Genomic DNA, 20,612 nt, shown 5'->3' with positions numbered 1-20,612 from the left:
CATCAGCCATCCAGAGGCTGGAGGCAAATATTGATACTCAGGGGCTTTGATAAATTGGAATAAGCCGGTATGAGTTTATAATACCTTAAATTCTACACCTCCATCAAGGAAATAGAGGTGGGCTTCCTTGACATCACGTTTAAAGATAACTGATACTGCCCGGGCGTACAATTGCACCTGCTCCCAGTAGGCGGCCAGGGGGTCGGGGGGGATTCGGCCCGTCTTGAAGTCCAGGAGCAAAAAGCCGTCTTCCTCGTCTACCAGGCAGTCGATAATGCCCTGGACCAGGATGATTTCGCCTGCAGCCGCTTCCGCCGGCAGGCCGGGGTAGAGTCCGGCGGCGGGCACGGCCAGGGAAAAGGGCAGTTCCCGCTTTACCTTCTCCGGCCGGGCCAGGAGGCGCCGGCCCAGGGGACCGGTAAAGAAAGTGACAATGGCGCTGGTATCGACGGCGGCCGCCTGCTCCGGCGTCAGGATCTCCCGCCCTACCATTTCCTGCAGCAGCCCGGCCAGGCTTTCCCCCGTCACCGGTTTGCTTAAGTCCACGTGCTGCAGGACCAGGTGGGTGGCGGTGCCGCGCTCGGCGGCTGTCAGGCCCTGGCTGGCCTGGAGGAAAAGGGGCCGGCGGGTAAAACCGTCGCCCCCGGGGCGTACGGGGGTATCGCCCTCATTAAAGACATCAAAGCGCCGCTTCAGGTCGGTGACGGCCAGTTTAACCGGCAACGCCGTCAGGGGCTGCCGCGGATATACCCAGGAAAGGCGCCGGTCTACCTCCTGCCGCAGCCGAGCGTGGTCAGCCTCTCCCCCGGGTGCTTGCTCTTCCATTCCGCGACAATTTACCGGGCTGTATCCTGGAACGGCGGCAGGTTCCCGGGGCACCTCGCCCGTAACGGCAGACAGTGCCGATGCCTTTACCACTTCTACCTGCCAGCAAGACGGGTCATCCAGGAGACAGCCTTCATCTATCCCCGCCAGCTGCCGCAGGGGCGCGCCGTGGGCATGACGGGCCAGGGCGGCTGCCAGCCAGTCCAGGGGGCTTCGCGCCCGGGCCGTGAGCATGGGGGGAAGTTGCTCTCCACCAACAAACAGGCCGGCGCACCAGTTTTCTGCCTGTTTGGGCAAATTTCTGGCCGAGCCCACCAGGATGAGTTTTTCCCGCGCCCTGGTCATGGCGACGTAGAGAATGCGGACCTCTTCGCTTAAAGCTTCCAGGTGCAGCCGGTGGGCTGCCGCCAGGTAGGGCAGGGTGGGGTACTTGATGCCGGCAGCAGCATCAAAGTACAGGGGCAGGAGGCCCAGCCTGCCGTGGAGGAGGACATCGCCGGTGAGTTCCTGGAAGTTAAAGCCTTTGCCCAGGTCGGCCACGATTACCACAGGGAATTCCAGCCCCTTGGCTTTATGAATGCTCATGACCCGGACGACGTCTTCATTTTCTCCCAGGGGGCGGGCCGTACCCAGGTCGCCTTCATTCTCCCGCAGCCGTTCGATAAAGCGTAAAAAGCGAAAGAGGCCGTGGCGGGCAAAGCCCTCGAATTGGCGCGCCCGGTCCAGGAGGGCGCGTAAATTGGCCTGGCGCTGGGCGCCTCCCGGCAGGCCGCCGGCAAACTCCAGGTACCCCGTTTCCCGGTACAGCTGCCAGATAACGTCCCCCAGGGGCTGGCGGCGGGCCATGGTCCGCCACCTCTCCAGGCGGGCTAAAAACTCCCGCAGGCGGGCGGCAAGGTCCTGTTGCCCGGTTCCCGGGCTGGAACCATCCTCCCCAGCCCCGGCGGCCTTCATCACGGCGGTGAAAAAATCTTCCCCCGGGGCCGCCAGGCGGATACGGGCCAGTTCCGCAGCCGTCAGCCCCACCAGGGGGGAGCGCAGCACGGCTGCCAGGGGGATATCCTGGTGGGGGTTGTCGATCACCCGCAGGAGGGAGAGGATAGTTTCAACTTCCGTGGCGGCAAAGTAACCGCTGCCCAGGTCGGCATAGGAAGGGATTCCCCACTGCTGCAGGGCTTCCAGGAATACCGGCGCCCGGTCCTTGGTGGCCCGCAGCAGGATGACTATGTCCCGGTAGCTTAGATCCCGGTAGGTTTTGCTTTCCGGGTCCCAGACCTGGAACTCCGGCCCGGGCCGTTCCGGGGTCCCGTGAACCAGCTGCCGGATGCGCCGGGCTACGAGCCACGCCTCCCGCTCCAGGGCCGTTAATTCTTCCAGGTCTATTTCCCCGGCCGCCGCGCCTGCCGGTTCCATCGCCCTTTCCCCGGCACCAGCCGTATCCTCTCCATGATCTGCCCCAGCCTCTCCTGCCAGCTGTCTCTCCTGGAGATAAACTTCTATAGCCGGCGTTGCCGCCGCCGGGTGCTCCGGATAGCCGGCCCGGCCCACCAGGGCCGCGGCGGCGTCGTACTCCAGTTCTCCCACCAGGCGGGAAAAGACCTGACGGAAAATGAAGTTAACGCCGTCCACTATCCCCTGGCGGCTGCGGAAATTGGCTTTGAGGATAATGCGGCGGTTTAACGCTCCTTCCCTTTCCGGGTACTGGCTGTATTTGGCCAGGAACAGCTCCGGGTTGGCCAGGCGGAAACGGTAGATGCTCTGCTTGACGTCACCGACCATAAAAAGGTTGGGTTTGGCAGCCGGCTGGTTCCCTGCCTGGCCGGAAGCCCCTCCCGGCCCGACACAGGAACAGGCTGCTTCCTGCCGGGAAACCAGGGTCAGGATGGCGTCCTGGATGCTGTTGATGTCCTGGTATTCGTCTACCAGCACCTCCTCAAAGCGCCGGCGCAGTTCCGTGGCTACGGCCGAGGGACGCAGCTCGCCGGGGGCGGCCTTTTCGTCCAGGAGGACTTGCAGGCACAGGTGCTCCAGGTCGCCGAAGTCCACCAGGCCACGGCGGCGTTTCAGTTTTGTGAAGGCCGTGTCAAAGCGGCGGACCACCTCCACCAGGGCTGCAACCAGTTCCCCGGCCCGCTCCAGTTCGGCCCTGATGGCAGCTTCATCGCGGCAGAATTCTTCCTGCAGTTCTTGCAGCAGCTTTTTCGCCTGGTCCCGGTACTGGACGGCCTTTTCCTTCAGCCTTTCATCCACGCTGCTGCCCCGGACGGCTTTCAGCCTGCCGAAAGTAACGGACGAAATCCTCTGGTACAGCTGCTCCCAGGTAAGACCGCCCATTTCATCCAGGAGGCCCCTTACCTGAGCTTCCTCCCTTTCCAGGTTGTCCAGGTAGACGGCCGGGCCGCCGGGACTGGCTGCCAGCCTGGAGGCCTGGCGCAGGTAATAGGCCGCTTCCTGCAACCGCAGGGCAATTACTTCTTTAATCTCCCGGTACCAGGGCAGCGCCTCCAGGGGGGTACCTTCAGGTACGCGGTAAACTGCCGCCGCCTCCGCCAGCCAGGCTTCCGGCCAGGGGAGGCTCCGGGTAAAATGCCAGACCTTCAGCACCAGGTCCACCAGGTTGGCATCACCGCGACCACCCAGGCTGTCGGCCAGGTCGGTTATGGGGCCTCCCTCGGGTTCGGCGGCAAAGCACTCTTCCAGCACCTGGTCCATAACCTCCAGCTGCAGGAGGTCGGCTTCGGCCGGGTCCATGACCTTAAAGCCCGGGTCGAGGTCCAGGCGGTAAAAATAGGTCCGGACGACCCAGAGGCAGAAGGAGTGGATGGTGCTGATGTGAGCGCGGTTCAACAGCAGGAGCTGGCGCCTTAAGAATTCATTTTCCGGCTGCCGGGCGGCGGCCGCTTCCAGGGCGGCCCCTATCCGCTGGCGCATCTCGGCAGCAGCGGCCTCGGTAAAGGTGACCACCAGCATGTTTTCCAGACTAATCGGCGCTGCCGGATCCGTCAGGCGCTGGATAATCCGTTCCACCAGGACGGCCGTCTTGCCGGCACCGGCAGCGGCAGCCACCAGAAGGTTGGCCTGCCGCGCCTGGATGGCGGCCAGCTGTTCCTCCGTCCAGGAACGCTTCTGATATTCACCCATCACTTCAGTTCACCTTCCCCTCCGTCCCCCGTCAAGAAACTCAGGGCTGCCTTCCAGAAGTCTTCGCCTTTCAAGCGCGCCAGGCGGCGGTAGGTACCTCCTGGTATCTGGAGGTCAAAGCAGCATACCGGCCGGTAGGGACAGAAATCACAGCCCGTGGCCTTATCCTGGCGATAGGGGCTGATCTCTATCCGGCCGGAAAGGATGTCCCCGGCCAGACTTGCGGCCCTGGCCAGGGCCAGGGCCAGGAGCAGCGTTATTTGCTCCCGGGTGGCTGCCGGCGCGCCCCGCCGCAGGCTCCCGTCTTTGTTCAGCCGCACGGGCAGGAGGTCCGGGGTCAGGTCAACTGCTTTATCCATGAGCCTGATAATCTCCGGCTCTGCCAGGAGCAGGCCGCGCATTTTCAGGGCCTGGCGGCGGAGCCTTGCCACCTCGGCAGTCTCCCGGACCGGCGCCCGCTGCCTTAAAATGGGGTTTCTGACGGCAAAATAGAGGATGCCGGCCGGTTCGGCGGCTTCACCCAGAAGCGCCGGTGCCGCTGCCAGGGCCGCCTGCAGGTACAGGGGCAGCTGCAGGGAAAGACCGTGGTAGACCCTGTCCAGTTCCAGGCCGGTCTGGCTGCTCTTGTAGTCGATGACCCGCACGTAGGCCCGGTCCTGGTAGCGGGCGACGTCGATGCGGTCCACCCTGCCTTCCAGGATGACCTGCCTGCCGGGTACGGCCTCCAGCACCAGGGGCGGCAGGTCTCCCCGCATGCCAAAATAGGCCTCCACCGCCAGGGGCCGGAATTCTCCTCGCCTGGCGTGCTCGTTCAGGACCTCCAGGACCCGCTTCAGGGTCTGCTCGAGCTTTTTGCGGAGGTAGTTGTAGCGGGCGCTGCTGCTTAAAATCTCATGCTGGAGGGCCGGGGCCAGTTCCTCTATCACCCGGCTGAGGATAGTCGCCGCCTCCTCGTCGCTCACCTCGCCCCAGTCGCGGCCGCTGCCCGCTAATTCTTCCACAAAGAGTTTTAAGGCCGCATGGTAAAACTGGCCCATTCCGGCCGGGTCCACCCGGTACATCTGCCTTTCCTGGAGTTTGAGGCCGTAGGCCAGGAAGTAGCGGAAGGGGCAGGCGGCATAGGTCTCCAGGCGCGAGATGCTGCTCCTTAAAGGCCCGGGGAAAAGCTGCTCGACAAGCCCGGGCTCCAGGGGCTCGACCTGGTTATAGTAATTGACGCCCCCCAGGAGGGCGAGCCACCTTTCCCTTTCCCGGTCCTGCTCCAGCCAGCGGTAAACCTCCTGCCAGAGGGCGGGCAGGGGGCGTCTCCGGCTTAAAATACGGGCCAGGTGGCCGGCCGCCTGGCGCGGCGTGGTGAGATAGACCAGGTCGGCTTCACCGCCCGGTAAATCCGGGCCAATGTTTTCTTCTTCTAAACCCGGCAACAGCTGGCGCAGCCGGCGAACCAGGGGTGACGGGGCCAGGGCCCGGCCCCCGGCGTCGGCCAGGGGGTAGCTCAACCAGAGAAAACGCCGTGAGCGGGTCAGGGCCAGGTAAGCCAGGAACTCTTCATGGAAAAGCCTTAACGAGCCGGCCGGGGCCAGCTCTACCCCGGCCGCCTGCAGCTCCTCCCTTTCCCGGTCGCTGAAGGTGGCGTCTTCCGGCAGTCGCGCCGGCAGCATCCCTTCCCCCACACCCAGGACCAGGGCCGCCTGAAGTTCCGGCTGGCGGGAACGGTCCAATGTACCCACCACCACCTGGTCCAGGGCCGGGGGAATGAGCCGGAGTTTCAAGCTTTCCATGCCGGCCTCCAGGATGGCGGCATACTCCGCCAGCTCCATGGCAGCATCCCCCAGGGCCGTGATTAGCTCATCCAGCAGGTCCATGAGGCCGTCCCAGACCTGCTCGTGTTCCTGGGCGGCATCGAGGTCCCCGGCGGCCAGGGACTGCCGGTGCCATGCTTCCAGCTGCCGGGGCACCTGGAGCTCCTGCAGCAGGCTAAAAAGAGCGGCCGTGATCTCCCGCGCCGTTAGCGTCCGGCCCTGGACGGCCCGGTAAAAGCGCCGCAAATGCCGGGTGGCCCGGTCCCGGGCGCTATTGACGGCTGCCGCCACGGCCTCTTCCCTTTCATCCGCGCCTGGGGGTTCCAGGTCGCGGCGGCTTTTAAACTGCCAGGGACGCTCCTCCAGCCACTGGCGGCCGCGGATGCCGTGGGCCAGGACATAATTTTCCAGCAGGTCGACTTCTTCACGGGAGACGGGTACCAGATCGCTTTTAAGATAGCGGAAGACGGGATCGTAGGCCCAGTTTTCCAGGACGGTTTCCAGGGCCGCCCGCACCAGCTCCAGGAGGGGATGGTGGCCTACCGGCCGGCGGCGGTCAATGAAAAAGGGGATGTTAAAGTCGCGGAAAGTATTGACAATGAGGTCGTGGTAGGGCTCCAGATCGCGCACCAGGACGGCCATTTCCCGGAAACGCAGGTTCTCTTCGCGGGCCAGGCGCAAAATCTCCCTGGCTGCCGCCTCGACTTCCAGGCGGGGGTTGGCCGCCGCTACCAGCCGGATGCCGCCCGGCGAACCTTGAAAAGGTTTCAGGGGCCAGCGGCCGAAATGGGCTTCCAGGTGGGCCAGGGCCGGCGCCTCCCGGAAACGGGGCGGCGTACCCGTAAGCAAAACGTCGGCCTCGATATTAACCCCGGCGGCCCGGGCCAGGCGCTGCAGGCGGTGGTAGGTGTCGCCGGTGGGGTGGAAGAGCTCCGTCTCGCCCAGCTGCCGGTGCCTTAAGGCCGGGTCCAGGCAGAGGGTGACCGTCACCCGGCCGGCTGCGGCCATTAAAGCCTGGAGGACAGCCTCTTCCTGGGGGGTAAAACCGTTGAACCCGTCGACCCAGACCAGGGCTCCTTTAATAAAGCTTGCTTCCGGCAGCCGCCGGGCGAGTAAAGTCAAATAATCGTCGGGATCCAGGTAGCGGCCGGCGAGATATTTTTCCAGGTCGCTGTAAATGAGGGCCAGATCGTGAAGCTTGCGGCCCAGGATGGTTTCCCCCCGGCCGGTCGCCCGGTAATGCTCGGCTACCCGCTTGAGCTCGCCGGGCTCAACCCGGTAGAGCTTTAATTCAGCGATGGTATGGGCGAGTTGCTCAACAAAGCCGGGACTGCCCGCCAGGGAAGCGAAAAGGGTCAAATCCCCCTGGCGGGCATTAAGAATGGCCCGCAGGGCCATACGCTTGCCCATCTCGCCCAGGTGGGGCCGGGCGGCGCCGCCGGCCTCCTGGAAGACCCGCCAGCCCAGGCGGCGAAAGCTTAAGACCTGGGCGCGGCTGAAACCCGGGCAGGGGACGGCTCGATGTAAATCCAATTCCATCTGCAGGGTGGCCTGCTCCGGGGTAAGGATAATGAGGGCCGGGCCCGCCGGCCCCTCCGCCAGGGCGGCCTTTATTTCCTCCAGGCAGAAGCGCGTCTTGCCCGACCCGGCACGGCCCAGGACGAGACGTAAAGACAAGTTCAACACTCCCTTTTATGAACAAACGGGTCATTAAGTAGCACTTAACAGGTTCCCTGGCTTTGGATCTGCACCGGGGTTCCCCAGGGGGCAAAATCCGGGTCGTGGGATAAAAGAAGCAGCTGCCGCTCAAGGGCCAGGGCCGCCAGGCTCTCCCGGATGCGCTCGCGGCGTTCAGCGTCACAGTTAACAAAGCAGTCGTCAAAGATAAAGGGCAGGGTTAAATCAGCGCTCAGAAGGTCGCCAATAGCCAGGCGTAAGGCCAGGTAAAGCTGGTCCTGGGCGCCGCGGCTGAGCTGGGCCAGGGCTACGGCTACGCCTCCTTCCCTGACCTCGACCTGGAAATCTTCAGTGATCTCTACCCGGCGCTCCTGCCGGCCCGTAAAGAGGTTAAAATAGCGGCTGGCAGCCAGGGCCAGCTCGCGGCGGTAGTTCTGGCTGTAATCCCGGGCCGCGGCTGCAAGCTCACGGTAGGCCAGGGCCAGGGCACCGGCCTCCAGCTCCAGGCGCTCCAGCTCCTTTTCCCTGGCCGCGAGGGTCTCGGCAACAATGGCCATGTTGGCGATCTGGCCGCCTTCCAATTGGGACTGGCGGCGCAGGAGCTGACGTTCTTCTTCTTCCAGCCCCTGCAGCCGGCCTTCCATTTCTATTATCCCTGCCTGGAGGGCCCTGTACTGTTCTTCCAGTTCCTCCCCTTTTGTTTCCCCTCCCGGTTCGGGCAGGCCCGGGTGCTCCCGGACCAGAGCCTGCCATTCCTGCAGGACGGCCATGGTCCGGTTGGCGGCATCCAGGTAAGCTGCAGCCAGATCTTCCAGGCTGCCTTCGCCCAGGAGGCCGGCCAGCTGCTCCTGCCAGCCCTGCGATTCCCGGGCCAGCTGTTCATAGCCCTGCCGGCGCTCCAGGGCTTTACCGGCATCACCACCGGCCGGTGCCAGGAGGGCGGCCAGATCTTCCCGCAAGCCTTCCGCCTCAAGTTCCAGCTCCTGGATTTGCCCCCGTAAATCCTTAACTCTGCTCCCGGCAGCCTGCTGCTGGCCGCCCAGTTCCGCGAGGCGCTCTTTTATCCTCGCCGCCTCTTCCAGCAGGGGTGCGATTTCCCCGGCTGCGGTTGCCGCCGTAAAGGGGGCTATATGTCTTTCCCGCCCGGTGATCTTTGCCGCCAGGCGTACCAGGGCCGTCCGCCCCTCTTTATCCGGCTGCAGGAGCTGCTCCCGTTTTTCTTTTACCTGCCGGTCCCGGGCCGTCAATTCCTCCCACCGCCGCGCCCGGGCCAGGAAATCTTCCCAGGCGGATTGGTCCAGTTCCTTTAACCAGGTCAAAAGCTCGCCCGCCGTGGCCGGGGCCTGCCCGGCCAGCCGCGCCAGGCGGGCCAGACCCGGCCACGGGGTTCCAAGACCGGCCAGGGGTGCCGTTAAAGCTGCCGGCGGCGGCGCTCCCACGGCCTTTATGGTAAAGGCCTCCATCTCGGCTGCCAGCCGCTCCATCTCTTCCCTGGCAGCCAGGTAACGGCGATAGGCTGCCGTCACATCGTTAAAGCGGGTGCTGATGGCGGCGGTAGCGGCCTGGAAGTCCCGAAGCGCCTTCACGGCTGCTTCCAGAGCCTGCCGGGCCGCCTCTTCTTCAGCCGGACCGGGCAAAGAAGCGGCCAGGGCTGCCAGTTCCGCCCGCGCCCGTTCCCGCTCCAGCAGGCGCCGGCGCAGCTCGCCCAGTTCAGCCGCCGCAGCCCCCGCCCAGGGGCCTAAGTTGGCATCCAGCTGCGCCAGCCGCTCCTGCAGGGCGGTGATTTCTGCAGTCAGGTCCAGAATGTCTCTGCCAGGACGGCCCAGGTAAGCTCCTGCGCCGCAGCCCAGGCCGCCAAGGACCAGGGCAACCGCCGCTGCAAGAAGCCAGCTGCCGGTGGCCAGGCCGGCTGCCAGGCCCGCTAGCAGGCCGGCGGCGGCCAGGGCCAGGGTTAAAACCTGCCTCCGGCGGCGGCCGGCTGCCAGGGCCGCCTGCCTGGCCGCTTCCCGGGCCTGGAGTTCGGCGAGAAGCCCGGGTTTATCTGTGGCGGCGTGGAGGGCTTCCTCTCCTAAAGCGTCCAGGTCGCCGAATTCCCGCCGGTACTCTTCCTCGCGGCGCCGATAGGCCGCCTTTTGTTCCTCCAGGCGCCGGCAGGCTTCCCGGGCCTCCTTTTCTTCCTTTTCCAGGGCGATCCTGGTTGCCTCATAACTGGCCACCATGGCTTCCTTTTCCGGCGGCAGCCCGACAAAGCAGCTTAAATCCCCGGCCAGTTCCGCTTCCAGTTCCTCACAGCGGTTTTGCTGCTCCTGAAAGCGGCCCCAGTCCTCCAGGAGCTGGCGCGCCGCTACCTGTAAACCCTCCAGGACTGCAGCCGGGCTGTTTCCCAGCACGCTGAAATCAGGCAGGTCGGCCAGTTCAGCAGCCACCTCTTCCGCCCGGGCAGCCAGTTCCTGTACCTGCCCGGCCAGCTGCTCCTGCTCTTTGAGGAGGCCCTGGAGGTCCTCCAGGTCCCGCAGGATGTCCGGGTGATTGGCCACTGCTGCCAGCTCACCCTGCAGCCTGGCCGTTAATGCTTCCTGTTCTTCATTTAAATCCCGGAGCTGCGCCTCCCAGTTCGCCGCCTCGCCCTGTAAGCGGGCTATTTCCTGCTCCAGCTCCACCAGGCGGTCGAGCTGGCCGGCGCTGCCGGCCGGGGCCGCGGCCCACTCGGGATACAGCCGGGCTGCCTGCTCGCGGTGCCGGCGGATCTTCTGTTCCAGCTCCCGGGCCCTCTCCTGGACCGCCGCGGCCTGCTGCTGTTCGCGCAGGGCGCTTTTGTACCTCAACTGCAGGGCCCGCCACCTATCCCAGGCCGCCCGCAGGTCCTGCTGTTTTTTTAGTTGCGCCCGGACGTTCTTAATTTCTGCCGCCAGTTCCTGGAGCCGGGAACGCACGGCAGCCAGCTCCTCGATGGTGCTGCCGGCTGCCTGCTGCTGCGCCCGCAAAGCGGCAATTTCCGCCTGCAGCTCCTCCAGCCGGGCATCCTTGCGCCCGTTGTTGCCCACGCCCCGGTCGCCGCAGTAACGGGTCAGGGCCCTTAAGTCGCCGGCCAGTATTTTCAGGGCATCCTGATAGTGGCCGCCGCTGCCGGAAAGAAGCTTTTGCACCTCACTGCTTAAAGCCCGCCCTTCCGGCAGGGGCTGGCCCAGGCAGAAGGTGGCTTCAAAGAGCTCCCGGGAGGTAATGCCCAGAAAAGCAGTAAGGTGTTCGACATAAGCGGGGATTTTCTTATGGGCGCCGGGGTTGTGGTTCCCCCCCCAGACTTCCTCCCAGCCGTGAACACCCCTGCTCCTGATGGTCACCCGGTTGGTGTTAAACTGGCGCTTGATGGCGTATACCCGGCCGTCAACCAGGAATTCCACCTCGCCTTCAAACCGTTCCGGCTCTTCCCGGTTGGCAAAACGGGCGCTGCCAAAGGCTTCGGGGTTAACAGTGTTGGGCAGCCCGAAAAGGACGGCCTCCAGGCCGGCAACGAGAGTTGATTTGCCCTTTTCATTGGGGGCCACCAGGACGTTGAGGCCTTCCTGGAAAGTAACAGTCACCTGCTCCCGGTAGCAGCCAAAACCTGCCAGGCTCAGCCGCCGCCAGGTTACAGCCGGCATGACCCGCCGCCTCCCTTCAGGGCCAGGAGCCCGCGAAAAAGCGCCCGGCGCACTAATTCCGCTTCCCCGGGTCCCGCCGCGCCGGCAAGCTTTGCTTGCAGGCGACGGACAAAAAGGCCCCTGATGGTCGGCTCGGCGGCCAGGCTCTCCAGGACTTCCGGCGCCCACCCTTCCGTATCATTCACCAGTTCAAAGTAAGAACAGAGATGGCCCAGGCGGGCCTGCAGGCCCTCCAGATCCAGCTCAAAGGCGATCGTCCCTACCAGGCGCACCTGCATCAGGGCACCGGGGTCAAGGGATTCCCTGATTGCCGCCTCCAACTCCTCCGCTTCATGAAACGCCGTAACATCCACCTCAACTACCCGCCAGGGCGTTACCTGCGCCGGTACCTGCTCCACCCGCGCCGGGCCGTCTCCCAGGGTGACTATGGTCCAGGAGCCGGTGCCGGGGTCGGCAAAACTTCTCCCGGCCACCATGCCCGCATAGCAGGCCTGACTCCTGCCAAGGTGCTTTTGTCCCCCGCGGTGGATGTGGCCCAGGGCTATATAGTCGTAGCCGGCGGCCGCCAGGGCTTTCCCATCCAGGGGCAGGCTCCTTTCTCCCCCATCCCAGTCCAGGGAGCCGTGGAAAACCGCCAGGGTTACCCCGCTCCCCTCAGCCGGGGGGAAATCCTTTAACGGGCCGTCGACCCGGCTGACGCCGCCCGTGTAGGCCATGGCCACCAGGTGACAGGCATCGCCATTAATATTTAAGGTAGCCACTTTCGCCGGCATAGGTTCAGTAACCAGGAGGCCCGGCCAGCGCCTGGCTTCGCGACGGTAAACCGCATCGTTATATGTAATTTCGTCATGATTTCCCGGCACCGTCACCACCCGGATACCGGCAGCTTCCAGCCGGCCCAATTCCCGGATGGTTTCTTCCACCAGGAGAGCCTCCGGCCGGTGGTGGTCAAAGAGGTCCCCGGCAATGAGGACCATGCTGATCTCCTGGCGGGGATCCAGGGCCAGGTCTACGGCCGCCTTTAAAACCCCGTTGCGCTCCCGGCAGACTTCCTCCTGGAGCGGTGCCGGCAGGTCGGGCCGGTAGCCCAGGTGCAGGTCCGCCAGGTGCAGGACGCGGAACAACGGCGCCACCCCCCCACCTTTCTCATATCTAAAGATCACTTTCGCCATACCACCTGGATTTCCTGCAAAATGGCTTATTGCTGCCGGTCCCTACCGGGTATATATATTGGAGGTGTAACGTTTTTCAGCTTTTCAACACCCTTACACTATTGGCGAAAATATCGTTCTGTTCATATAATTGGAATAATGTTACCCGTAAGAAGGGGTGTCCTGTACCGAAAAATGAAAATCAACCCACCCCCCCTACGACAAGGGGTAACGGCAGCTTCTGGGCGGCAAAAGGGTATTTCAGCGTCTCCTTTTGGACCGGAAGCTACGTCCGGAAGAGGCAGCTGACTGCAGAAAGTATCAGGGATTTTGAGGCGGCTCCCATCTGATGAGTTTCGCTTTTCAAAACCTGGCTTAAAAAGATCATCAAACCCAGAAAGCTAGGAGACTTGAGGGGAAAATCGAGCGTATGCTGGACGCAAGCAGTCACTGGAAGGTGGAGCGGATGATTTACAACCTGGAAATACCCCTAGAAGAAATGCAGCGGCAGGCTTTTTTGAAAGGCAAGATGGAGGGCCACGTAGCTCCTGACCCGGCCCAGGCCATGCTCTCCGCCTGAAGATGAGGAGCGAGTTGCCTGGATCAATTTAGGTTCCCTGGCAATTCGCCCTCAGGCTGGCAGCTGGAGAGCCAGGTGCGGTGAAATTGCAAGCCGTTCATAAAAAGGCATGGGATAACCGGCTTTAGCCAGACATCCCATGCCTACTTCACCAGGCTGAGTTTGGGAAAATATGTCGCAAAGTCGGGTTGTATCTAAATCTTCAACTGTTAACCTGTGTTAACCTATCAGCTTTAATAGTCCCGTTCCCAACTACCTTTCTATTTATAGGTGAGTAGTCTCAGGGTAAGAAAAGCTCATTTTTTACCTACTAGCAGCAGTTAATAATTCCTCAACCTTTGTTGCTAGTGTTTCAAGTTTCTTCAGGCTAACTTCAAAGGTTTCGGAAATCCGCTTAAGATCAGTATAAGATGGAATGGTAATAGATGGCGGTGCGACTGATTCGGCCAATGGAATAACATTTTCATTAGGCGTAGTCTTTACCAGCAACCTTGTCACATCTGGCCGGGAATAATGGCCCAATCCATCAAAAAAGGCCTTTACTGCCTTGATATCGTTAGCATAACAGTCAGCGTAGAGAATTGTTTCTTGGTTAAATACGGGTTCAGCGAGGTATTCCCCAAACGGATTCACAATTGCACTTCCCCCCACTGCCCATTTGAAATTCATATGATCGCTCGTGATAAAATCTTTGAATTGTGGCTCAAAGTCTTCTTCTCTAAGCAAACCGCTTACACTAATTACAAAAGATCCCGCTTCAAAAGCATATTCTCTGATGGCAAATTGAAGGTCACAAGGATATCCCAAAGAATTAGTAGAGCCCTCCAATACCGTCCCTCTTTTTTCTCCGGGTTTTCCTGAACCGATCGACCAGTTACCGGGCCAATTAGAAATATGAAATTCTTCACCCATTAACATTTGGGCGGCACGCACCAAAATCGTATGGTGTTCCCAGCATATTAGGGAACCTATTCGCCCGATATCGGTATCGTAGACTTTCAGGTCGCTCCCGTCACCCCATCCCCAATACGTACGTTCTGTATATGTTGGCATTAACTTCCGGTGTCGACCAAGTACTTTTCCATCTTTACCGAACATAATTTGAGTATTATATAAGGTCCGTGAACCCGTCTTATCATCTAGTTCGTTAACACCCATAACACAGTAGACACCCGCCTCTCGGCACGCTTGCCCGATAATTTCCGTGTCTTCGCTAGGAATGACGACTGAGTGATCCTGCAAATTCACATTCCAGGCCATCCATTCTTCAAGTGGAGATTCCCAACCTCCAGTATAATAAGCAGGGTAAACCGGAATAAAGGTTTCAGAAAAAGCCACCAATTCTGCCCCGTTGGCACCTGCTTCTTTGATTAAACGACAAGCCTTTTGAATGGATTTCTCTTTATTGAATACAATCTGGGAGGCCTGAATTGCTGCAACTCTTACTTTTTCCTTTCCGCCCATAACTTTCTTATTAATTTTTTGTGTGTTTACTTCCAACATAATTTTTTCCTCCTTTTGTAAATATATAATTTAACTTAAACCCGACTTTGCGACATATTTTCCCATACCCAATCCTGTTGAGATGCTCACTAAGAACCCAAACCTCCTCCATTGCCTTGAACTCACGGAAGCCCCCGCCTTTCTTGAAGTGCGATATTGATGGGGATGAAAATCATCGTGACTCTTTGATGGGAGATGAAATCATTGTGTAAGTAGAAGGCTTACGGTCTTTTAACTGGCAGAGCCCAAGAAAATCGATGGTCTTAGCTTTAACAATCTGTTCCTTTACATCTACAGTTGTTACTGCGAGCCCTTCTTCCATACCAGTTTCAACAATAACTCTTCCGTTAGGACCAACGATTCGGCTGTGGCCAAAGAACTCGTGATCGCCGCTAACGCCAACGTGATTTGAAGAGATGAAGAAGCACTGGTTTTCGGCTGCTCTCACGCAATCATAGAGGTCATAGAGGTACTTACAGTAATCGGTTTTATAGTCAGCACCAACAGTTGTGAGAGGCCAAGCGGTTGGCATGACCAGGATCTCAGCTCCTCTTAAGGCGAGTTCCCGCGAAGATTCTGGAAAAGACTTGTCGTAACATATAAGCATGCCAATCTTTCCTATCTTGGTGTCAAAGACGGGCCATTCGTGTCCATCGAAATAGATATGTTTCTCATCCAGAGGCTGGTGTACCTTTCTGTATACGCCTAAAAAACCCTCGGGACCCACTAGGACAGCTGCGTTATAAAGAACGTCATATCTTTCCTTATCTCTCTCTGTCATCCCCCAGATTATATACATATTCTTCTCCTTGGCTTTAGCAATGAGAGCTTGTGTGCTCTTTCCCTCGGGTACTACTTCCGCATTGGCATGCTGGTACTCCATAGTTTCCAGCTTAAACTGCCCAAGGTTGTGTAAATACCCCTGCAGCGATTGCTCTGGGAAAGCAATCAGGTTTGCGTTTTTTGCAGCTGCTTCGTCGATAAACCGAAAATACTTTTCCAGATTTTTTTTCTTATCGAACACCACGTTCATACACACAGTCGCCAAAGTAACGGTACTCATTTCGCATCCTCCTTTTGAAAAGGCAGTTTAGCCTCCCTCTAAAAGAAGAACTTCTAGCTACAGTTAGTTTTTTTAAGCAGGACTAAGCCTCTTAGGACGGGAGGTGTAATTTACTGTTACCCTTATAAAAGTGGCTTTAAGTAGGGGTTTTAGTCCATATAATCAACATTACATCCAATTCAATGTATCAGCAGATGTTAAATATAACTACTAGTACTATTTAATGTTAGTACAAGCCTCAGCCGGTTGTTATTATCACGGATTCAGGTCTATACTCATCGCCCGGGTGTGAACGGCGCCTATTCATCCCGGGACGTTGCTTCTATACATGCAAATAAAGAAAGGGTACCTGGTAAAGTACTTTCATCCAGGCACCCTTGCCTTTCGTCCGGCGTCGGACCATAGATTTCATAACTAATAAAGCTTAAACAACAAAGCGCCTCTTGGTGAGAACCAGCTCTCCAAAAGGCGCCTTTGCCTTTTATTCCTTCACCATTTGTGTTCTTGTTATTTTTATTGTGCTCAACGCCAGGTTGATTGTCAACAAAGCTTACCGTTTACCATAAGAGACCTCTCTTCTTTTACGGCGTTTATCTTCCTGTGAGGTCTCTTTCCTCATTTTTGCTCCTTTTCTCTTCCGCCTATTGTAATTTTACACTGCACCTCTCATGCACCTCCAAGTAAATACCTATGCCGGGCGCACAATAAAATACCCGGGATTATATCCGTAAGCGTCAAACCCAACCCACCTAGCACCAAAGCAACATTTATAGGATAATCTCCCTCAAGAACATCAATGGAGGGGGATTTTTTATGACCAAAGCCGAACGGCAAGCACTATGGGAAACCCGGATAGCTGAATACAAGAAGAGTGGGCAGAGCGTAAAAGAATGGTGCTCCTCCCATGAGGACGTTAACCCCAAGCAATTATGGTACTGGCTGCGGAAGTATAAAAACCAGGATGCGGTTTCCCCGGGAAACTCAAACCGGTGGTTGCCGGTAAAAATAACCGAGCAGGCTTCTATAGAACAGGGCCACGCTTTACTGGTTAATGTAGGACCGGTCAGCATCGAAGTAAAGCCCGGCTTTGATCCCGCCTTGCTTTCTCAGGTGGTTAAGGCGCTGGTGGCTTTATGCTAAACGAAACAGGCATCGACCGGGTTTATCTCGCCTGCGGTGCAACGGATCTGCGCAAGTCCATTGACGGCCTGGCGGTGCTGGTCAAGGAAGGGTTTGAACTGGACCCCTTCTCTTCTTGCCTTTTCGTTTTCTGTAACCGCAATAGGGATAAACTAAAGATCCTCCACTGGGAGCACAACGGTTTCTGGCTTTATTACCGCCGGCTGGAGAAGGGCAAATTCCTATGGCCTCAAGATACCACTTCGGCAACCATCACCATAAGCCGTCGGGAGCTGCGCTGGCTGCTTGACGGCCTCCCCTTAAAACAGCCCCAAGCCCATCCCGAGGTAAAAGCGCGCACCATCTTGTAATATAAAGTACCAGAAAGAAATATTTTCTGTTTATGGTTGATTCTAGAGGAATTCGAAGCGATTCGTCGAATCATTAATGCATGAACACTTCTCAATCTATCGCTGCCATGACTATAGAAGAGCTGCAAGAGCGCTGTGTTCAGCTGGAACGGGAGAATGCCGAACTAACCGCCAAGCTAAACTGGTTTATGGAGCAGTTTCGTTTAAGCAAGAAGCGGCAATTCGGTGTTTCCAGCGAACGGACCAAGCCTTTAGAAGAGCAGCTTTTACTTTTTAACGAAGCGGAAGCGGAAGCCCGGCCGGAGGCACCTGAGCCGGATTTGGAAACCATCACCTACCAGCGCCGCAAAAAACACAGCCGCCGGGATATGAACCTGGAAGAACTGCCGGTAGAAGTAATAGAGCACCGCCTGCCGGAAGAAGAGCGGGTCTGCCCGTGTTGCGGCGGCCCTTTGCATGAAATGAGCACCGAGGTGCGGCAGGAACTCAAAGTAATCCCCGCCCAGGTGAAAGTGGTCAAACATGTGCGCTACGTCTATTCCTGCCGCCGCTGCGAGAAGGAGGAGATAAGTACTCCCGTTATCACGGCACCCATGCCTGCTCCTGTACTTCCCGGCAGCCCCCTATCTCCCTCCCTCCTGGCCTACATCATGACCCAGAAATACGGGGCAGGCCTACCCCTCTACCGCCAGGAGCAGCAGTTTAAAGGTTTGGGGATAGACCTTTCCCGGCAGACAATGGCCAACTGGGTGCTCCATGGAGCCAACACCTGGCTAACCCATATTTATGACCGCCTCCATGAATACCTGCTTAAAAGAGATATCCTCCATGCCGACGAGACCACCTTACAGGTGCTGCAGGAACCCGGGAGGGAAGCTACCACCAAATCATATCTTTGGCTTTACCGTACCGGGCGGGACGGACCCCCCATCATCCTTTACGACTACCAGACCACCCGGGCCGGCAAACACCCCCGCCGCTTCCTGTCAGGTTTTAAGGGTTATTTGCACGTTGACGGCTATGCCGGCTACAATGAACTTCCAGATGTCACCCTGGTCGGCTGCTGGGCCCATGCCCGGCGCAAGTTCGATGAGGCGCTCAAGGCCCTGCCGGAGGCGAAACGTTCGGCAGCCGTGGCTGCCAGGGAGGGGCTGGAGTACTGCAACCAGCTTTTTGCCATAGAGCGTGACCTGAAAGAAGTTCCACCAGAGGAACGATATCAAATCCGCCAGGTGCGCAGCCGGCCCATGCTGGACGCCTTTTTGGCGTGGCTAAAAAAACAGAAAGCGCAGGTGCTGCCCAAAAGCTCCTTTGGGCAGGCGATTTACTATTGTCTTAGCCAATGGGATAAACTAACCGCTTTTTTACAAGACGGGCGCTTGGAACTCGATAACAACCGGAGTGAACGTTCCATCAAGCCCTTCGTCATCGGCCGCAAGAACTGGTTGTTTGCCAACACCCCGCGGGGTGCCAAAGCCAGCGCCATTACCTATAGCATCATAGAAACGGCAAAAGAAAACGAGTTAAATCCCTTCCAGTACCTTATTTACCTCTTTGAAAAATTACCCAACCTGGACCTCCAGGATAAAGATGCCCTGGATCAACTCCTGCCTTGGTCGGAAACTTTGCCTCCTGTTTGCCGTATGCATAGTTAAGCTTGTTTTTGCCCCCACCTCGGTGATAGGTGGGGGCTATTTTACGCTTACTTATATCCCGGGTTAGAAGGTATAATTTTACAATTCATGCCCCACGCGCATGGCTTCGAAGATGGCCTGGGTTATTCTACGTGGACTGACGGCATCGCCGATTACATAATAATCGATACCGGAACCTTCCATTGCCTGAGCCAGAGTATCTTCAGGCCTGGATCCGATGGCCAACACAACTGTATCAATATCGGCCAGGTCTTCTTCCCTGTCATTATAGGCAAAGGTGATGGTCCTACCTTTAATGGCTTTAAGTTTAGCCCCAGTAATTATTTTAACCTGCTGTTTCAGTCGTTCCATCAGCATAGCACCTACCAGGGGCCCGATGTCACCCGCGACCTGTGGTAGCATTTCGATAATAGTTACTTCATGTCCCTTTTCGGCCAGATATTCGGCCGTCTCGCAGCCCACCAGGCCGCCACCAATCACTGCCACTTTTTTACCTACCTTGACCTTCCCTCGTAAAACATCCCACGAAAGCACGACATTTTCTGCTTCTACCCCCGGCACATTCAAGGTAGCCGGGCGGGCGCCGGTAGCTATTACCACTACATCAGGTTTTTCCTGGCAGACGGCCTCCGGGGTAGCTTCCTTATTAAGCTGGACTTTTACTTTGAGTTTGGCCAGTTGTCCTATCAAATAATCCCTGAAAGTGGCAATCTCGCCCTTCTGAGGCGGTGTAAAGGCGAGGAGGAGTTGGCCGCCCAGGTCGCCGGACTTTTCCCAGAGGGTAACCTGGTGTCCACGGAGGGCTGCTACCCTGGCTACTTCCATCCCGGCCGGCCCCCCGCCGACAACCAGGACCTTACGAGGCCGTGATGCCCGGCCCAGGGTAAATTCACGCTCATAACCTGCCCGGGCGTTGACTGTACAGCCAATGGCATGGTCCCGGAACAGTTCATCGATGCAAGCCTGGCAACAGGCGATACAATGGCGGATTTCATCTAACCTGCCTTCTATTACCTTTTTAGGCATTTCCGGATCAGTGATCAGTTCCCGGCCAAAAGAGATTAAATCCGCTTTACCTGCCTTCAGGATATCTTCAGCAACTTCCGGATCGTTAATGCGCCCGACGGCTATAACTGGAATCTTAACAACCGACTTGATACCCTGAGCCAGGTCTACCAGGCAACCCCGGGGGAGATACATAGGCTGGATAACCCACTGCGCTGACGCATAAACACCAGCTGAGACGTGGAGAGCGTTAACTCCCTCTTGTTCAAGCCTCCTGGCCACAACCTTAGTTTCATCGAGGGTAAGCCCTCCCGGAACCTTTTCATCTGCACTCATCCGGTAGATTATGGGGAATTCCGGCCCGACAGCCTGTCGCACCGCCCGTACAACTTCCAGTGGGAAGCGCATCCGGTTTTCCAGCGAGCCGCCATATTCATCTGTGCGTTTGTTGGAAAATGGAGAAAGAAATTCATCCAGGAGGTAACCATGGGCACCGTGGATTTCTATGGCATCAAAGCCGGCCGTTTTAGCCCGCCGGGCAGCCTCAGCAAAGGCCTTTACCAGCATATTGATTTCGTCTCTGGATAACTCTTTTGGTATCTCCCCCACAGTCGGATCAGGTATGGGTGAAGGAGCTAAAAGGGGCTGGCCGGTATATTCCGAGTGGGCCTGCCGACCACCGTGGAAGAGCTGGATGGCTATTTTGGCCCCGTGGGCATGGACGGCCTCCACCAGACGGCGTAGCCCCGGAATCAGGCGGTCGGAATAGATACCCAATCCGTTTTTAAAACCTTTACCCGTAATGTGGACATAAGACGCTTCGACAATAATCAAGCCTACGCCACCACGGGCCCTTTCTTCATGGTAAGTCACCAGACGGTCAGTCACTGACCCATCGCTATAGGCATAATTGGTTTCCATTGGTGGCATTACCATCCTGTTTTTGAGCTGCAAATTACCTATTTTAGTTGGGCTGATAAGTAAAGGAAATTGCTGCATGTAATCCTACCTCCATTTGGTTTCTGGAAAATTAGCGCTGGACTCCTGTCATTATACATAAAATTAATTCAGACATAATA

Annotated in this window: 11 protein-coding genes; 4 read left to right on the top strand and 7 right to left on the bottom strand. The window is 58.1% G+C overall.

The window, feature by feature from the left end; genetic code table 11:
* Positions 1 to 75 precede the first annotated feature (75 nt).
* From addA to MCACP_RS02360, 4 genes are read right to left on the bottom strand one after another with little or no spacing between them, the layout of a single operon-like run.
* Positions 76 to 3,966 (bottom strand): helicase-exonuclease AddAB subunit AddA, encoded by a 3,891-nt coding sequence (gene addA / locus MCACP_RS02375; RefSeq protein WP_406678659.1) that lies wholly within the window; start codon positions 3,964 to 3,966, stop codon positions 76 to 78.
* On the bottom strand, positions 3,966 to 7,445 hold the full coding sequence (gene addB, locus MCACP_RS02370) for a helicase-exonuclease AddAB subunit AddB (protein WP_406677805.1): 3,480 nt from the start codon (positions 7,443 to 7,445) through the stop codon (positions 3,966 to 3,968). Before addB ends, addA begins: the two co-directional genes overlap by 1 nt.
* Before the next feature lie 44 nt (positions 7,446 to 7,489).
* Positions 7,490 to 11,086, bottom strand: a complete 3,597-nt coding sequence (locus tag MCACP_RS02365) for an AAA family ATPase (protein ID WP_406677804.1) — start codon at positions 11,084 to 11,086, stop codon at positions 7,490 to 7,492.
* Positions 11,074 to 12,258 (bottom strand): metallophosphoesterase, encoded by a 1,185-nt coding sequence (locus MCACP_RS02360; RefSeq protein WP_406677803.1) that lies wholly within the window; start codon positions 12,256 to 12,258, stop codon positions 11,074 to 11,076. The genes MCACP_RS02365 and MCACP_RS02360 overlap by 13 nt, the downstream gene beginning before the upstream one ends.
* 409 nt (positions 12,259 to 12,667) lie before the next feature.
* Between MCACP_RS02360 and MCACP_RS02355 the strand changes: the two genes are divergently transcribed.
* Positions 12,668 to 12,817, top strand: coding sequence for a hypothetical protein (locus tag MCACP_RS02355; RefSeq protein WP_406677802.1), 150 nt, complete (start codon positions 12,668 to 12,670; stop codon positions 12,815 to 12,817).
* A gap of 303 nt (positions 12,818 to 13,120) precedes the next feature.
* On the opposite strand, the gene MCACP_RS02350 is transcribed toward MCACP_RS02355, so the two are convergent.
* Both MCACP_RS02350 and MCACP_RS02345 read right to left on the bottom strand, forming a co-directional pair.
* Entirely contained in the window at positions 13,121 to 14,320 is a 1,200-nt protein-coding gene (locus MCACP_RS02350) for a carbon-nitrogen hydrolase family protein (protein ID WP_406677801.1), read from the bottom strand.
* 172 nt (positions 14,321 to 14,492) lie between these two features.
* The gene (locus tag MCACP_RS02345; protein WP_406677800.1) at positions 14,493 to 15,383 is read right to left on the bottom strand and encodes a carbon-nitrogen hydrolase family protein; all 891 of its coding nucleotides are present in this window, start codon (positions 15,381 to 15,383) and stop codon (positions 14,493 to 14,495) included.
* An 813-nt stretch (positions 15,384 to 16,196) separates the two neighbouring features.
* On the opposite strand from MCACP_RS02345, the gene tnpA reads away from it, so the two are divergent.
* The 3 genes from tnpA (at position 16,197) to tnpC (ending at position 18,528) form a co-directional block, all read left to right on the top strand.
* A complete protein-coding gene (gene tnpA, locus MCACP_RS02340) occupies positions 16,197 to 16,523 on the top strand; it encodes an IS66 family insertion sequence element accessory protein TnpA (RefSeq protein WP_406676604.1) in 327 nt (108 codons plus the stop codon).
* Complete coding sequence (tnpB, locus tag MCACP_RS02335; RefSeq protein WP_406676603.1) at positions 16,517 to 16,873, top strand: IS66 family insertion sequence element accessory protein TnpB; 357 nt, start codon at positions 16,517 to 16,519, stop codon at positions 16,871 to 16,873. The genes tnpA and tnpB overlap by 7 nt, the downstream gene beginning before the upstream one ends.
* Positions 16,874 to 16,953: 80 nt before the next feature.
* A complete protein-coding gene (gene tnpC, locus MCACP_RS02330) occupies positions 16,954 to 18,528 on the top strand; it encodes an IS66 family transposase (RefSeq protein ID WP_406676602.1) in 1,575 nt (524 codons plus the stop codon).
* Between the two features lie 78 nt (positions 18,529 to 18,606).
* On the opposite strand, the gene MCACP_RS02325 is transcribed toward tnpC, so the two are convergent.
* Positions 18,607 to 20,532 carry an FAD-dependent oxidoreductase gene (locus MCACP_RS02325; RefSeq protein ID WP_406677799.1) on the bottom strand — a complete coding sequence of 642 codons (1,926 nt, stop codon included), beginning with the start codon at positions 20,530 to 20,532 and terminating at the stop codon, positions 18,607 to 18,609.
* Positions 20,533 to 20,612: the final 80 nt, after the last annotated feature.

This window comes from Neomoorella carbonis, from assembly GCF_045278715.1.
Classification (GTDB): domain Bacteria; phylum Bacillota; class DSM-521; order Neomoorellales; family Neomoorellaceae; genus Neomoorella; species Neomoorella carbonis.
Note: the sequence above shows the minus strand (reverse complement) of the source record. Positions and strands in the feature narration are given on the sequence as shown.

Coding starts and splice junctions, on each gene's coding strand:
- addA (WP_406678659.1), bottom strand. CDS start 3,966: ATGGGTGAATATCAGAAGCGTTCCTGGACGGAGGAACAGCTGGCCGCC.
- MCACP_RS02365 (WP_406677804.1), bottom strand. CDS start 11,086: ATGCCGGCTGTAACCTGGCGGCGGCTGAGCCTGGCAGGTTTTGGCTGC.
- MCACP_RS02360 (WP_406677803.1), bottom strand. CDS start 12,258: ATGGCGAAAGTGATCTTTAGATATGAGAAAGGTGGGGGGGTGGCGCCG.
- MCACP_RS02355 (WP_406677802.1), top strand. CDS start 12,668: ATGCTGGACGCAAGCAGTCACTGGAAGGTGGAGCGGATGATTTACAAC.
- MCACP_RS02350 (WP_406677801.1), bottom strand. CDS start 14,320: ATGTTGGAAGTAAACACACAAAAAATTAATAAGAAAGTTATGGGCGGA.
- MCACP_RS02345 (WP_406677800.1), bottom strand. CDS start 15,383: ATGAGTACCGTTACTTTGGCGACTGTGTGTATGAACGTGGTGTTCGAT.
- tnpA (WP_406676604.1), top strand. CDS start 16,197: ATGACCAAAGCCGAACGGCAAGCACTATGGGAAACCCGGATAGCTGAA.
- tnpB (WP_406676603.1), top strand. CDS start 16,517: ATGCTAAACGAAACAGGCATCGACCGGGTTTATCTCGCCTGCGGTGCA.
- tnpC (WP_406676602.1), top strand. CDS start 16,954: ATGAACACTTCTCAATCTATCGCTGCCATGACTATAGAAGAGCTGCAA.
- MCACP_RS02325 (WP_406677799.1), bottom strand. CDS start 20,532: ATGCAGCAATTTCCTTTACTTATCAGCCCAACTAAAATAGGTAATTTG.